The 13,270-nt window shown below is 65.5% G+C and carries 16 protein-coding genes; 10 read left to right on the forward strand and 6 right to left on the reverse strand.

Annotated elements, in window-relative coordinates:
- Positions 1-160: 160 nt before the first annotated feature.
- Positions 161-1,252: a 3-deoxy-7-phosphoheptulonate synthase gene (locus ACQR1W_RS02840; RefSeq protein WP_434849387.1), complete on the forward strand. Its 1,092-nt coding sequence runs from the start codon at positions 161-163 to the stop codon at positions 1,250-1,252.
- 48 nt (positions 1,253-1,300) lie between these two features.
- Here the strand turns inward: ACQR1W_RS02840 and ACQR1W_RS02845 are convergent, their stop codons facing one another.
- From ACQR1W_RS02845 to epmA, 3 genes are read right to left on the reverse strand one after another with little or no spacing between them, the layout of a single operon-like run.
- Entirely contained in the window at positions 1,301-1,573 is a 273-nt protein-coding gene (locus ACQR1W_RS02845) for a hypothetical protein (RefSeq protein ID WP_434849388.1), read from the reverse strand.
- Positions 1,574-1,593: 20 nt separating this feature from the next.
- A complete protein-coding gene (locus ACQR1W_RS02850) occupies positions 1,594-2,691 on the reverse strand; it encodes a lysine-2,3-aminomutase-like protein (protein ID WP_434849389.1) in 1,098 nt (365 codons plus the stop codon).
- Positions 2,688-3,740: an EF-P lysine aminoacylase EpmA gene (epmA, locus tag ACQR1W_RS02855; RefSeq protein ID WP_434849390.1), complete on the reverse strand. Its 1,053-nt coding sequence runs from the start codon at positions 3,738-3,740 to the stop codon at positions 2,688-2,690. The genes ACQR1W_RS02850 and epmA overlap by 4 nt, the downstream gene beginning before the upstream one ends.
- 138 nt (positions 3,741-3,878) lie before the next feature.
- On the opposite strand from epmA, the gene efp reads away from it, so the two are divergent.
- The 3 genes from efp to ACQR1W_RS02870 all read left to right on the forward strand — a co-directional run bounded on the left by efp (position 3,879) and on the right by ACQR1W_RS02870 (position 6,746).
- On the forward strand, positions 3,879-4,445 hold the full coding sequence (gene efp, locus ACQR1W_RS02860; protein WP_434849391.1) for an elongation factor P: 567 nt from the start codon (positions 3,879-3,881) through the stop codon (positions 4,443-4,445).
- 214 nt (positions 4,446-4,659) lie between these two features.
- Positions 4,660-6,297, forward strand: a complete 1,638-nt coding sequence (locus ACQR1W_RS02865) for a M23 family peptidase (protein WP_434849392.1) — start codon at positions 4,660-4,662, stop codon at positions 6,295-6,297.
- Positions 6,298-6,518: 221 nt separating this feature from the next.
- The gene (locus ACQR1W_RS02870; RefSeq protein ID WP_434849713.1) at positions 6,519-6,746 is read left to right on the forward strand and encodes a hypothetical protein; all 228 of its coding nucleotides are present in this window, start codon (positions 6,519-6,521) and stop codon (positions 6,744-6,746) included.
- Here the strand turns inward: ACQR1W_RS02870 and ACQR1W_RS02875 are convergent.
- The gene (locus ACQR1W_RS02875; protein ID WP_434849393.1) at positions 6,740-6,874 is read right to left on the reverse strand and encodes a hypothetical protein; all 135 of its coding nucleotides are present in this window, start codon (positions 6,872-6,874) and stop codon (positions 6,740-6,742) included. The two genes, ACQR1W_RS02870 and ACQR1W_RS02875, sit on opposite strands and share 7 nt — an antisense overlap.
- Positions 6,875-7,013: 139 nt before the next feature.
- Here ACQR1W_RS02875 and ACQR1W_RS02880 point away from each other — a divergent pair, with 139 nt between their 5' ends.
- The 3 genes from ACQR1W_RS02880 to ACQR1W_RS02890 are packed head-to-tail and all read left to right on the forward strand — an operon-like array spanning position 7,014 to position 9,837.
- Positions 7,014-7,745, forward strand: a complete 732-nt coding sequence (locus ACQR1W_RS02880) for a GntR family transcriptional regulator (protein ID WP_434849394.1) — start codon at positions 7,014-7,016, stop codon at positions 7,743-7,745.
- A 43-nt stretch (positions 7,746-7,788) separates the two neighbouring features.
- Entirely contained in the window at positions 7,789-9,036 is a 1,248-nt protein-coding gene (locus ACQR1W_RS02885) for an MFS transporter (RefSeq protein ID WP_434849395.1), read from the forward strand.
- A 6-nt stretch (positions 9,037-9,042) separates the two neighbouring features.
- Positions 9,043-9,837 carry an amidohydrolase family protein gene (locus tag ACQR1W_RS02890; RefSeq protein WP_434849396.1) on the forward strand — a complete coding sequence of 265 codons (795 nt, stop codon included), beginning with the start codon at positions 9,043-9,045 and terminating at the stop codon, positions 9,835-9,837.
- Positions 9,838-9,860: 23 nt separating this feature from the next.
- Here ACQR1W_RS02890 and ACQR1W_RS02895 read toward each other — a convergent pair whose 3' ends face one another.
- Both ACQR1W_RS02895 and ACQR1W_RS02900 read right to left on the reverse strand, forming a co-directional pair.
- Positions 9,861-10,355 carry a cupin domain-containing protein gene (locus tag ACQR1W_RS02895; RefSeq protein ID WP_434849714.1) on the reverse strand — a complete coding sequence of 165 codons (495 nt, stop codon included), beginning with the start codon at positions 10,353-10,355 and terminating at the stop codon, positions 9,861-9,863.
- 53 nt (positions 10,356-10,408) lie between these two features.
- The gene (locus ACQR1W_RS02900) at positions 10,409-10,873 is read right to left on the reverse strand and encodes a carboxymuconolactone decarboxylase family protein (RefSeq protein ID WP_434849397.1); all 465 of its coding nucleotides are present in this window, start codon (positions 10,871-10,873) and stop codon (positions 10,409-10,411) included.
- 55 nt (positions 10,874-10,928) lie between these two features.
- Here ACQR1W_RS02900 and ACQR1W_RS02905 point away from each other — a divergent pair, with 55 nt between their 5' ends.
- The 3 genes from ACQR1W_RS02905 (at position 10,929) to ACQR1W_RS02915 (ending at position 13,248) form a co-directional block, all read left to right on the forward strand.
- Positions 10,929-11,510, forward strand: a complete 582-nt coding sequence (locus ACQR1W_RS02905) for a MarR family winged helix-turn-helix transcriptional regulator (protein ID WP_434849398.1) — start codon at positions 10,929-10,931, stop codon at positions 11,508-11,510.
- A gap of 51 nt (positions 11,511-11,561) precedes the next feature.
- Positions 11,562-12,782, forward strand: a complete 1,221-nt coding sequence (locus ACQR1W_RS02910) for a lytic murein transglycosylase (protein ID WP_434849399.1) — start codon at positions 11,562-11,564, stop codon at positions 12,780-12,782.
- Positions 12,783-12,879: 97 nt separating this feature from the next.
- Positions 12,880-13,248: a DUF6968 family protein gene (locus ACQR1W_RS02915; RefSeq protein ID WP_434849400.1), complete on the forward strand. Its 369-nt coding sequence runs from the start codon at positions 12,880-12,882 to the stop codon at positions 13,246-13,248.
- The last annotated feature ends 22 nt before the right edge of the window (positions 13,249-13,270 follow it).

Raw genomic sequence — 13,270 nt, forward strand, 5'->3', positions numbered from 1 at the left:
GTCGCCACCAGCTATTTTTGGTACTCTAGCTACGACAGCTCGCTGGCGGCGGGAGGATCGCGCTCAATCTGACACATTGCAGCAAGACATCCGAACAGCCGCCAGACCTGGCGGCTTTTTTGTTGCCGGCGGGTCGCGAAAATTACGCAAGGAGCCCGCCGTGCTGAGTACCACAGACGATCTTCGCATCAAGGAAATCAAGGAGTTGAGTCCGCCCGATGAGGTGATGGGCGAGATTCCGCGCACGCTCACCGCAACGCGCGTGGTGATGGCCGCGCGCAACGCGATCCGCGCCATCCTGAACGGCAGCGACGATCGCCTGCTGGTCATCGTCGGTCCCTGCTCGATCCACGACCCGATCGCCGCGATCGAATATGCCGAACGCCTCACGTCCTTGCGCGAGCGGCTCTCCGACCAGCTTGAGATCGTGATGCGGGTCTATTTCGAGAAGCCACGCACCACGGTGGGTTGGAAGGGGCTGATCAACGATCCCGATCTCGACAACAGCTTCGACATCAACAAGGGCCTGCGGCTGGCGCGCAACCTGCTCTCGGCGGTGAACAATCTCGGCCTGCCGGCGGCGACCGAATTCCTCGATCTGACCACGCCGCAATATATCGCCGATCTCGTCTCCTGGGCCGCGATTGGCGCGCGCACCACGGAAAGCCAGATCCACCGCGAATTGGCCTCCGGCCTGTCCTGCCCGGTCGGTTTCAAGAACGGCACCGACGGCAACATCCGCATCGCCAGTGACGCGGTGAAATCCGCCGCCCATCCCCACCATTTCATGGCCGTGACCAAGGGCGGACGTTCAGCCATCGCCGCCACGACCGGCAATGATGATTGCCACATCATCCTGCGCGGCGGCAGCCGTCCGAACTACGACGCCGCCAGCGTCGATCAGGCCGCCAACGAGCTGGTCCGCGCCGGCCTGTCACCGCGGCTGATGATCGACACCAGCCACGCCAATTCCGCCAAGAAGCCGGAGAACCAGCCGCTGGTCGCGGCCGACATCGCGCGGCAGCTGTCGGATGGCGAGCAGCGCATCATGGGTGTGATGGTCGAGAGCAACCTGGTGGCCGGACGCCAGGACGTGAAACCCGGCGTGCCGCTGGTCCATGGCCAGAGCATCACGGATGGTTGCATCGATTGGAGCACGACGGTCGATGTGCTCAACGGGTTGGCTGACGCGGTCACGGCGCGGCGCACCGCCGGTGACGGCGCTCTGCGCGAGCGCCCCGTCTCGGCTTGAAAACCAAGGGGGCGCGTGCTCGACACGCGCCCCGCTCAAGCGCTCAACCTAACAGCCGCGGCAGATGCTCTTGATCTTGCGATCGAGCGCCGCGTCTTCCTTGTTCTCCGGCGTGCTCGGATCGCTCAGGCTCTTCTCGTTCGAAAAGTCGCTGGCACGCGGCTGCCGGTGGCCGACCGGCGCTTCGACGCTGGGACTTGCACTACTTCCGGTATCCCGGCCTGAGCCGCTGACGCCCGTTCGGCCAGCTCCGCTCTGTGCAAGGGCCGGCCCGGCCGTCACCGCAATCAGGAGCCCCATCGCAATCGCAAATCTGTTCATGTTGCTCCTCCTCAGCCAAATCAGTCGCCCGTCTGGGGCGGATAGAGATGCACCTCGCCACAATAGTCAATCACACGATAGCGCGTATCCGCAGCCGCTTTCTGATCCCGCTCAACAGAATCATCTGTTGCCAGATATTGCGGACCGACCGGCGCCTTGCCGTGTCCGCCGGGGATGTCGAGCACATAGTCCGGCTGACACAATCCCGAGACCCGACCACGCAGCGCCCGCATCAACTCCTGGCCCCGCGCCAGCGTCGTGCGCAAATGCCCGGTACCGGGCGCGAGGTCGCCGTGGTGGAGGTAATAGGGCTTGATGCGGCATTCAACGAAGGCCCGCATCAAGGCTTCGAGAGTTTTGGGATCATCATTGACGCCGCGCAGCAGCACGGACTGGCTGACCATGGGAATGCCGGCGTCGACCAGCCGCGCGCAGGCGGCGCGGACCTCCTGGCTCAACTCCCGCGGATGATTGGCATGGAGCGCGACCCAGACCGTGGCCCCTGCAGGCTTCAGGGCTTCGACCAGCGCAGGGCTGATCCGCGTGGGCTCGGCAACCGGCAGGCGGGTATGGATGCGGATGATCTTGACGTGATCGATCCCAGCCAGATCGGACACGATTTCCTCGAGCCGGCGCGGCGACAGCATCAGGGGATCGCCGCCGGTGAGGATGACCTCCCAGATCTCGCGATGCGCACGGATGTAATCGAGCGCAGTCCGGTAGGCGGCTTCCGACAATCCGCTCTCTTTGCCCGGCCCGACCATCTCGCGCCGAAAGCAGAAACGGCAATAGACCGCACAGACATGGACCAGCTTCAGCAGCACGCGGTCGGGATAGCGATGCACGACGCCCGGAACCGGCGCATGCGTCTCGTCGCCGATCGGATCGGCGCGCTCGCCCGGCGCCGCAACGAGCTCGTCCGCCGTCGGAACGAACTGGCGGGCAATCGGATCGGCGGCATCGCCCGGCTCGATCAGCTCGGCCAGATGAGACGTCACCGCGATCGCATAGCGCTCACCGACCTGTTCCAGGACGGACTGATCCGTCGGCGCGGCCAGGCCACGCGCAACCAGGTCTGCGGCTGTCCGCAACGTGTTCGGCCGTAAGATGCGGTTCATGGTTCACCTGCAGGCGGCGTCCACACCACCTGATCGATCCTGACGGCACCGGCCGCCAGCATCACCAGCCGGTCGAAGCCGAGCGCGACGCCGCTGGCCGGCGGCATGGCGCCGACCGCGGCAAGAAAATCCTCGTCGATCGGATAGCGCTCGCCATAGCGGCGCAGCTTCTCGTCCATCGATTCGTCAAAGCGCCGGCGCTGCTCGGCGGCGTCGGTCAGTTCGCCAAAACCATTGGCGAGCTCGACGCCGCAGGCATAGACCTCGAAACGTTCCGCCACCCGTGGATCGGCTTGCTTCACGCGCGCCAAAGCGGCTTCCGGGGCCGGATATTCGCACAGGACGGTCAAACGCCCCTGCCCCAGATGCGGTTCGATATGCTCGACCAGGATCTTGCTGAACAGGTCGGACCAGGTGTCGTCGGCGGCGATCCGGACCTTGCCTTCGGCCGCTTCGGCCAGCGCCGCCCGGTCGCCCTCGCCCTTGGTGACCGTCGCGAGCAGATCGATCCCGGCATAACGGGCGAAGGCGGCGGCCACCGTCAGCAATTCCGGCTCGGCAAAGGGATCGGCGCGGCGGCCGCGGAAGGAAAACTCCCCGATTCCGGTCGCCTGGGCGGCACCACGGATGACTGCGATCGTGTCGGTCATGATGACGTCGTAGTCGGCATTGGCCCGGTACCATTCCAGCATGGTGAATTCCGGCAGATGCAGGTCGCCGCGTTCGCGGTCGCGGAATACGCGCGCCAATTCAAAAATTCGGCTTTCGCCGGCGGCCAAAAGCTTCTTGCAGGCGAATTCCGGCGAGGTCCGCAAGTACCGCCTGGCCCGGCTGCCGTCCGCACCCGTCAGCTCGGTGGCGGGCGCATGCAGATGGGTCTCGTTGCCCGGCGATACCTGCAAAATCCCGGTCTCGACCTCCGTAAAGCCCTGCTCATCGAACCAAGCCCGCAACGCACGCGTCACTACGCCCCGGGCCGCCAGAAACGGCCGTCTGTCGGCGTGCCGGCTGGCCGACCACCAGGGCGAGATCAGGGGCTGGGCGGGCATCAGAGGGGGGCCCTGCAGGTCCGCAAAAGACTGGCAACCCCAGACAAAATCAGTATGTTGCGCCCCGAAACCGCATTCAGCGTCGCGTGGCGCCCAGGTTCTGCCCGGGGCCCCGCTTCAATATCAGGAAAAACAGCTTTGAAAGTCATCGCCAGCTCTATTCGCAAGGGTAACGTCATCGAGCAAGACGGAAAGCTCTACGTTGTCGTGACCGCCGAGAACATCCATCCCGGCAAGGGCACGCCGGTCAGCCAGATCGAAATGCGTCGAATCAGCGATGGCGTAAAGATCTCCGAGCGCTACAAGACCACCGACCAGGTCGAGAAGGTCACCATCGAGGAGCGCAACTTCACCTATCTGTACGAAGATGCCGACGGCTTCCACTTCATGAACCCGGAGACCTACGATCAGGTCCAGGTGCCGAAAGACGTCGTGGGCTCGCAGGCGGCTTATCTGCAGGAGAATATGACCGTCAAGCTGTCGATGCACGATGTGGTGCCGGTGGCGATCGCGCTGCCGCAGCGCGTCACGCTCGAGGTCGTCGACACCGAGCCTGTCACCAAGGGTCAGACCGCATCGTCGTCCTACAAGCCGGCCGTGCTCTCCAACGGCATCCGCACCGGCGTTCCGCCGCACATCACCGTCGGCACCCGCATCGTGGTGATGACGGAAGACGGCTCCTATTGCGAGCGCGCCAAGGACTGACGCTTCGAGTACGAACGCGGATGAAGCCGATCTGACGCTCTCCCCCTTTGCCGAGCATTCGGCATGCGAACGTCACATCGAAAGCTTCAACAGAATCGGTCTGTCGGGTAGAGTTCCCCAGGGTTCGCCGAACATGCCTCTGAACAGCGGTCGGCGGCGGATCACGGGGCAACATATCGTCTGAGACCCGGGGGCGGGTCTCTTGGGGCAAGTCTTGGTACAAGTCTTGGGGGGCAAGACTTTCGCCGGCAGGATCTTCGGGGTCAGGATCTTCGATCTCGTCGCCATCCTGCTGGGATTGCCGGCGCTGGCCGTGGATACGTCTCGCCTGCTGGCCCAGGAATTTCGCACACCGGCGGTAATCGTGAGCCGCGCCGATTGGCGCGCCGCGATGGATCAACTTCGCTCCGAATTGAACACCGCGCCCGCGGTCGCGGCCGATTTCTCCCCCTTCGGCCGGCGGCACGGCCTCTCCTCGTCCGATCCTCGTGCGCGGCCGGCCTTGCTTGAGCTCAATGGGGCGACCTCGCCCATTTTCACCGGCATCGGGCGCAGTCCGGTGCCGGTGCTGTTGCCCTTCGACACCGCGGGCTATCTGGGAGCGCGACGGAGCGGCCTTGCCGACGGCACGTCGCTCACCCGCTATCAGGCCGACTTCCGCACCGATCTCTTCGATGCCGGCCCGGCCGGCTATGACGCGGTATTCTCACTGCCACCCGACGTCGGCGCGGGCCTGCCGTCCCGCATTTTCGCCAAGCCGGTCGAGGTGCAGATCACCGGGTCGCGCCTCGTCTACGACATCTCCGATCCGCAAGGCGGCAAGGGCGAGCCGGTCAAGGCGCTGGCGCAATATCCCGATCTGCGCCGCTTCATTCGCGAAGGCTATGTGCGTTACGCCTTCACCCGCTTCGGGATTGCCTATGTCGTGTCGATCCAATGTCTCGACAGCGCCCCCCGCCCGCGACGGCTGGCCTGCCGCGAGGCCTATCCGGTCGCCGAGCGCTTCCTGAAAGCGCTGCGCGTGGTCGGCGGCCTGCCGGCACCATCGCGGCCCGATGTCGCGCCGCTCGCCATCACACGTCCGACAAACCTCTCGGCCGAATTCACCTATCGTCCGCCCGGCGATGTGCTGCCGCCCAACGGGGCGCGCGGCCAAAGCGGGCGAGCCGATCGAACCGTCTATTCGCAGATCCGCTTTCCGCTGGACGCACCGGCCTATGTGCATTCGCAGTCATCGGGCAAAGGTCGCTCGGGCGACGCCGCCGACCTGCGCCTCGGGCAATTTCCCTGGCGCGACAATTTCTGTGAGCCGCGCAGCTTCAACGTCGGACAATGCGCAAGCGGCTCTGGACATCAGGGCGACGACATCCGCCCCGGCGCCTGCCCGGCGCGGCGCGAGGGTGCCGATGGCTGCGATCCCAAACGGCAGCGCGTGCTGGCGGTTCGCGACGGCACCGTGATCCGTACTGCCAAGGAGCAGGCCGCGACGCTGCAGGTCAACAGCGGCACCGAACATGTCCGCTTCCGCTACATGCACATGAATCCTGCTGTGATGGATGCCGACGGCCTGCTCAACGGCCGCAAGCTCGGCGAGGGCGAACAGATCGGCGTGGTCTCCAACTATCTCGACCATCCCAACGGCACGTCGCGCCATCTGCATTTCGACCTGCAGGTGTTCACGCGCGACGGCTGGATCTGGGTCAGTCCCTACGTCACCTTGGTGTCGGCCTATGAGCGTCTGATCGGCGGCCGTGGCCGCGAGATCGGGCCGCAGATGGCCTTATCGCCTGCGCTCACGGCCGCGCCGCTCGAGCCGGATCAAACGGCCGGCGTCCCGAGCGGGCGCAACTAGAGCATGATCCGGAAAAGTGCGAAGCGGTTTTCCGAAAAGATCATGCTCAAACAATAACCTAAAGCGCGATGACGATTCATCCTAATCTCATCGCGCTTTAGCGCAAGTTCCGCGCTTGCAGCGGCTGCGCAGCGCCGGAACCGCGACCCGACCGACGTCGTTAACCTGCGATAACGGAGGAGACGGCCGTGAGCAGCGAGCGGCGTGGCGGCAAAGGTCCGGTGGCCATCGCATTGGTGGTTGCGATCGTCAGCGTGGCGTCGCTGACCATGTTGGTGCGCGACCGCTGGCACGCGCCCGAGATCAAGCCGGCAACCGAGGCCCAGCACTCAACAACGGGCCAAATCGCGCGCGCCGCGGGCGCCACCGTGCTTCCGACCGATCCCTCGCTCGCCGTCGAGCCCAAGCCGGCCGGACCGAAGCGCGCCCAGCCGGCTAATCCCTATTGAATGCTGCGCTCTTGAGCGTTGGGATCTTGAACCTTGGGATCACGCGGGCAGCTGCCCTTGTCGGCCTCGACCGGAAAATCATGCGGTTTCAACTGGTCCGGCGCCTTGGTCGTCGTCGCCTCCTCCACGGTGTTATTTGCTCCATCAACTCTGCGCCTTACGGGCATGTTCCATGGCTGCGCTGCAACATGCGTAGAGAGGACACCAGCGCAACAGACCCGCGACCGCTTGACGGCTTCCCATTCCTCAAGTCATATAGATGACTAGATGACACAGATCAGTTCGGACGCCCGTCTGCCGCTCTATCAGCGCCTGCGCGACCATCTCGCCGAGCGGATCGCGAGCCATGCCTGGCGTCCGGGCGAGGCGATCCCGACGGAAGCCGAGCTCGCCGCCGCCCATGGGCTCTCGATCGGCACCGTGCGAAAGGCGATCGACTGCCTGGTCGCGGAAGGCATTCTGGAGCGTCAGCAGGGCCGCGGCACCTATGTCCGACGCGCCCGCTTCAACTCATCGCTGTTCCGCTTCTTCCGCTTCCAGTCGGAAAGCGGCGAGCGGCGGGTGCCGCAGAGCCGCATCCTCAGGCGGAAAGAGGTGCCCGCGCCGTCCGCCGCCGCCTCGGCGCTGCGCATTCCGCCGGGCGAGCCCGTGATCAACCTGTCGCGGCTGCGACTGATCGACGGCGTCCCCCTGCTCGCCGAGGAGATCTGGCTGCAGAAATCGCGCTTCGCTGCCATCATGGAGATCGACAGCGGCGATTTCTCCGACCTGCTTTATCCGCTCTACGAAGAGCGCTGCGGCCAGGTGGTGGTGTCGGCCGATGAGGTGCTGACGGTCGAAACCGCCAACACCATGCAGGCGCGGCTGTTGCGGCTCGAAGCCGGGGCGCCGCTGATCGTGATCGAGCGCATCGCCTACGATCTCGAACGACGCCCGATCGAGTGGCGCCGCTCGCGCGGGCCGGCGGACCGCTTCCGCTATCACGCCGAAATCCGCTGAGCTCGACCAACAAACAACAACAGAAATGATCAAGGGAGGACCAATGTCGAACTGGTACCAGGATTCCACGCCGCTGGAGCGGCGCACCTTCTGGGCGAGCTTCGGCGGCTGGGCGCTGGATGCGCTCGCCGTCCAGATGTTCAGCCTGGCCATTCCGGCCCTGATCGCGGCTTTTGGCATCACCAAGGCGCAGGCCGGCCTGCTCGGCTCGATCACGCTGTTCTTCGGCGCCTTCGGCGGCTGGCTGGGCGGCGCGCTCGGCGACCGCTTCGGCCGCGTCAACGCGCTGCAGATCACGGTCGCGACTTTTGCGCTCGCCACCTTCGCCTGCGCCTTCGTCACCGACTACAACCAGCTGCTCGTGCTCAAGGCCATCCAGGGCCTCGGCTTCGGCGCCGAATGGGCCTGCGGCGCGGTGTTGATGGCCGAGATCATCCGGCCCGACCATCGCGGCCGCGCGCTGGGCGCGGTGCAGAGCGCCTGGGCGGTCGGCTGGGGCGCCGCCGTGCTGCTCTCCGCCGTCGTCTTCACCTACCTCCCGAAAGACATCGCCTGGCGCGTGCTGTTTGCGGCCGGGCTGGTGCCGGCACTCCTGATCCTCTACATCCGCCGCGGCATCGTCGAGCCCCCGCGCGCGGTGAAAGCGGCCGATACGCCGTTCCTCGCCACCATCTCCGGCATCTTCAAGCCGGAGGTGCTGCGCTCGACCCTGATCGGCGGCCTGTTCGGCATCGGCGCCCATGGCGGCTATGCGGCGCTCACGACCTTCCTGCCGACCTATCTGCGCGAGGTCCGGCAATTATCGGTGCTGGGCTCGAGCGGCTATCTCGCCGTCATCATTGTCGCCTTCTTCTGCGGCTGCGTCGCCAGCGGCGTGCTCAGCGACCGCATCGGGCGCCGCGCCAATGTGGCGCTGTTTGCCTCCGCCTGTATCGCCACGGTGCTGGTCTACATCTTCGCGCCGCTGTCGAATGCGCAGATGCTGGTCCTCGGCTTTCCGCTCGGCTTCTTCTCGGCCGGCATTCCCGCCAGCATGGCCGCGCTGTTCAGCGAGCTCTATCCCGCCGGCGTTCGCGGCACCGGAGTCGGCTTCTGCTACAATTTCGGCCGGGTCGTCTCGGCCGCGTTCCCGTTCCTGGTCGGCTATCTCTCCGAGCATATCGGCCTTGGGCCTGCGATCGGCATCGACGCCGCCTTCGCCTATTCGCTGGTTCTGCTCGCCGTGCTGATGCTGCCGGAGACCCGCGGCAAGGTGTTCGAGCAGCCAGCCGAAGCGGCCTTACGGGCCTGACGATCGATGATCAGCATCGACGCGCATGCGCACGTGTTCCATCGCGGCCTGACGCTCGCCGGTGAGCGACGCTACGCACCGGACTACGACGCGCCGCTGGACCGGTATCTCGCGCAGCTCGACAGCGGCGGCCTCACGCACGGCGTGCTGGTGCAGCCGAGCTTCCTCGGCACTGATAATTGCTATCTCCTGAGCTGCATCAGGGCTGCTCACAGCCGCCTGCGCGGCATCGCCGTGGTCGACCCCACCATCGGCATCGAGGAGCTGCAAAGGCTGGATCGCGGCGGGGTCGTCGGCATCAGGCTGAATCTGGTCGGGCGGCCGTTGCCCGATCTCGACGAAAGCCATTGGACGCGACTGCTCGCCAACGTCGCTGATCTCGGCTGGCAGGTGGAGCTGCAGCGGCGCGCAGCCGACCTGCCCGACCTGGTCACACAGCTGCTCGATCACGATGTCACCGTCGTCATCGACCATTTCGCCCTGCCCGATCCAACCTATGGCATCGCGGACCCGGCCTTCGCTGCCGTGCTCAGACTCGGTACGTCCGCCCGCGTCTGGGTCAAACTATCAGCACCCTATCGCAACGGCCCCCAAGGGCGCGCCTTCGCACGCCAGGCCTATCCGCTGCTCCGCGATGCCTTCGATGTCGACCGCCTGATGTGGGGCTGCGACTGGCCCCACACCCAGTTCGAGGCGACGCAGGACTACGCCGCCAACCGCGACTTCCTCGATGAGCTGATCCCGGACGCAACCGAGCGCGCGCGCGTGCTGGCCGCGCCGCGCGGGCTGTTTCGGTTCTAGACCACCGCGCGCATCACGCGCAGCTATTGCAGATAGGTCGTCAGCTGCGCGCCTTCGTCGGCGACGAACACCGCGATCAATTCCGCAGGCTCCGTCGTGCTCGCATTCGCCGAGACCAGATGCGTCGACCCCGGCGGCTCGAAGAACGACTGACCGGCCGCGAACACTTCGGGCGGACCGCCGGCAAGCTGCGAGCGGATTTCGCCCTTGGTGATGTAGGCCGTCACCGAGCCGGAATGCCGATGCGGGGGTGAGAAACCGCCTGGGCCATAGAAGACGCGGACGATGGTGACGCGCTTGCCCGCCACATTCGGCAGCGGATACGACGCGATCGGCTCGACCTTGTCGAGCGGTGATCCCGCTGCCGCTGTTGTCATGCACAGAGGCTGCAGCGCGCCCGAGATCGTCGCGCTGGTCGCAGGCAAGGCCTTTGCCGCGGCCAGCGCGCAGGCAAGACCCGCCATGGCCGACAACCAGATCGGTTGCCTCAGCGGCCGCGCAGGCCGGCCGAACGCCATTGTCATAAGCGATGTCATGGTCCTTCTCCCTCATCGTTGACGGGCCGTTCACCTCAGGATCTGGCAATGCGCGCCGGCGGCGTCCAGGCATAGGCAACGCCGAACCGATTCCAGACATTGATCACGGTGATCGCCGAGCTGAGATAGACCAGCTCCTTCTCCGAGAACTCGGCACTCGCCTGCGCATAGACCTCATCGCTGACGCCGGCGGACACCAGGGTCAGCGCCTCCGTCCATGCCAGCGCCGCACGCTCGCGGGCCGAGAATAGCGGCGCCTCGCGCCAGACCACGACGAGGTTCAGCTTGTCGGCGGAAACGCCGAGCCGCTCGGCTTCCAGAATGTGGAATTGGACGCAGAAGGCGCAGCCGTTGATCTGCGAGGCGCGGATCTTCACCAGCCCCATCAGGTCCTTATCGAGGCCGGCCTTTCCGGAGAGCTGGCTGAGCGCCAGCACCCGCTCGTAAATGTCGGGCGCCAGCGCCTTGAAGTCCGGATAGTCCTTGCGCGCATGTGACATGTGTCACTCCCTGTGCTATATAAGAATACTGTTACGTTATAAGAGCTCTTATATCATGCGCAAGCCGACGAGCAAGCAACGCGCCCATGACGACAGCGCGACGCAGGAACCCGCTCCAAAGGGCCGCGGGCGGATCTTACCTTCGGCTGCAGGCGAGCCGGCGGTTCCGCTGCCGGCCGCGGTCCGGCCGCCGCCCCCCGGCGAGGGCAAACGCGGCGAGCAGGGCTATCTGGCCTATCTCCTGCGCCAGGCCCAGGCGGCCGCCCGGCTGTCATTCGAGCGCGCGCTGGGTGAGCTTGGCGTCACGCCGCCGCAATTCGTGGTGCTGACGATGCTGAAGGCCTATCCCGGACTGTCAGGTGCCGACCTTGCCCGGGTCGCGCTGCTGACGCCGCAGACGGTCGGCGTCATCATCCGCAATCTCGAGCGCGACGGCGCGATCGCCAAGACGCCTCACCCGGTTCACGGCCGCATCCTGCAATGGAGCCTGACGGAGCGCGGCCTCGATCTGCTGCAGGCCTGCCGCCGTCACGCCATGGCCCTGGAACGGCGTCTGGAAAAGGGCATGAGCGACACGGAACTTGCGACCATCCGCCGTTGGCTCGCCAAAATTGCGGTTGATCTGCAGGAGGGTTGAGGCGCGCGAGAACTTTGCCGGCACGCCATCGGAGCGGGTAAACTGTAGCCCATGACCCAGTATGATTCCTTCTCCCGCCGCGCACTGCTCCGCACCGCGGCCGGCGCGGCCGCACTGCTGGCCGTATCGCGCGCGGCAAGCGCCCTACCCGCGGGCTATGAGGCCTGGCGCGACGGGTTCCGCGACCGCGCGCTCGGCAAGGGCATTTCGTCCGCCACCTGGAACCGTGCCATGGCCCATGTCGAGCCCGACATGAGCGTGTTCAAGGAGCTGCGCAATCAGCCTGAGTTCAAGGAGGAGCTCTGGCAATACATCAACCGCCGCGTCTCCGACTGGCGCATCATCAATGGCAAGATCGCGCTGAAAGAGAACGCGGCGCTGTTTGCACGCATCGAAAAGGATTTCGGCGTCGAGCGCGGCACCTTGCTGGCGCTGTGGGGCGTCGAGTCGGCCTATGGCGATCCGCTGGTGCAGCAGAACCATATGCGCCCGGTGTTCCCTGCCCTCGCCGCGCTCGCCTGGAACGAGCCGCGCCGCAAGGCCTATTGGGAAGCTGAGCTGATCAACGCCCTGAAGATCGTCGACCGCGGCTGGAGCACGCCGGAGGAAATGAACGGCTCCTGGGCCGGCGCGATGGGGCATACGCAGTGGATGCCCGAGGTCTGGCTCAATGTCGGCTTCGACTATGATGGCGACGGCAAGATCTCGCCGTTCGGCAAGCCCGACGACGCGCTCGGCTCGACCGCGCGCTATCTCGTCAACAGAGGCAAGTATCACCGCGGCGAGCATTGGGGCTACGAGGTCCGCGCGCCCGGCAACATCTCCGGCAGCCGCTCCTATTCGGCGTGGCAGAGTGCCGGCGTCACCCGGGCCGACGGCGAGGCCTTCCCGCAACCGAACGCAACAGCACAGCTCTGGATTCCCGTCGCCGGCGGGCCTGCGTTCCTGCTCGGTCCGAACTTCTATGCGGTGAAGAGCTACAATCCCGCGATGAGCTACGCGCTCGCGATCTGCCATCTCGGCGACCGCATCTTGGGCGGCCCGCCCTTCATCCAGCCCTTCCCCGGCTCGGAGCGCGTGCTCACGCTCGCCGAAGTGCAGGAGATGCAGAAACGCCTCACGGCCGCCGGCTTCGACACCGGCGGCACCGACGGCCGCGTCGGCAACGACACTATGAAAGCGATCCGCGACTTCCAGGCCAAGGCGGGCATTCAGCCGGCCGACGGCTATGGCGGGCTGAAGGTGCTGGCGAAGCTAAGGCAGGGCGGGTGAGCGGCGTCCGCGCGGTGCATTCTTTTGCGATCTATGCTGACGAACATGCTCGCATGCTCCGTCATGACTACTGACAGCGGACTGACTGGAGCCGGCAATGACCGTGATCGTGGCTGAGCGTACGTTCCGAAATGTAACGACCGATACCGATGTCGTCGCACGACTGTTCGCGCCGGAAAGGATTGCCGGCACGTCGGAGTGGAGCTGCGAGATTGAAATTCTCGGGCTAGAAAGGTCCTTCGAACGCTCGATCATCGGGGTGGACTCGTTTCAGGCTCTTTGCCTTGGACTGCGTCGCCTGTGCACGCTCCTGGCCAGCCATGAAGCAACCCTGGCGTTCCTGGATGGAGCTCCGGGAGACGTTGATATCCCGTTGATTGCAAGCTGTTGTTTTGCTCAAACGAGGATCGAAGCGTCTCGCTTCATCACGGAGAGGGACCGCGAGCTGCTCGACGCAGGATCGTGACCTGTGCCCGTCATTGCTCGCA

Source organism: Bradyrhizobium sp. HKCCYLS1011 (genome assembly GCF_051167795.1).
In the GTDB taxonomy this organism is placed as follows: Bacteria; Pseudomonadota; Alphaproteobacteria; order Rhizobiales; family Xanthobacteraceae; genus Bradyrhizobium.

What these genes read in the sequence shown, in the direction of transcription:
- epmA (WP_434849390.1), bottom strand. Translation starts at nt 3,740, where the DNA reads ATGCCCGCCCAGCCCCTGATCTCGCCCTGGTGGTCGGCCAGCCGGCAC.
- ACQR1W_RS02845 (WP_434849388.1), bottom strand. Translation starts at nt 1,573, where the DNA reads ATGAACAGATTTGCGATTGCGATGGGGCTCCTGATTGCGGTGACGGCC.
- ACQR1W_RS02880 (WP_434849394.1), top strand. Translation starts at nt 7,014, where the DNA reads ATGACACAGATCAGTTCGGACGCCCGTCTGCCGCTCTATCAGCGCCTG.
- ACQR1W_RS02905 (WP_434849398.1), top strand. Translation starts at nt 10,929, where the DNA reads ATGCGCAAGCCGACGAGCAAGCAACGCGCCCATGACGACAGCGCGACG.
- ACQR1W_RS02900 (WP_434849397.1), bottom strand. Translation starts at nt 10,873, where the DNA reads ATGTCACATGCGCGCAAGGACTATCCGGACTTCAAGGCGCTGGCGCCC.
- ACQR1W_RS02885 (WP_434849395.1), top strand. Translation starts at nt 7,789, where the DNA reads ATGTCGAACTGGTACCAGGATTCCACGCCGCTGGAGCGGCGCACCTTC.
- ACQR1W_RS02850 (WP_434849389.1), bottom strand. Translation starts at nt 2,691, where the DNA reads ATGAACCGCATCTTACGGCCGAACACGTTGCGGACAGCCGCAGACCTG.
- ACQR1W_RS02910 (WP_434849399.1), top strand. Translation starts at nt 11,562, where the DNA reads ATGACCCAGTATGATTCCTTCTCCCGCCGCGCACTGCTCCGCACCGCG.
- ACQR1W_RS02895 (WP_434849714.1), bottom strand. Translation starts at nt 10,355, where the DNA reads ATGGCGTTCGGCCGGCCTGCGCGGCCGCTGAGGCAACCGATCTGGTTG.
- ACQR1W_RS02915 (WP_434849400.1), top strand. Translation starts at nt 12,880, where the DNA reads ATGACCGTGATCGTGGCTGAGCGTACGTTCCGAAATGTAACGACCGAT.
- ACQR1W_RS02890 (WP_434849396.1), top strand. Translation starts at nt 9,043, where the DNA reads ATGATCAGCATCGACGCGCATGCGCACGTGTTCCATCGCGGCCTGACG.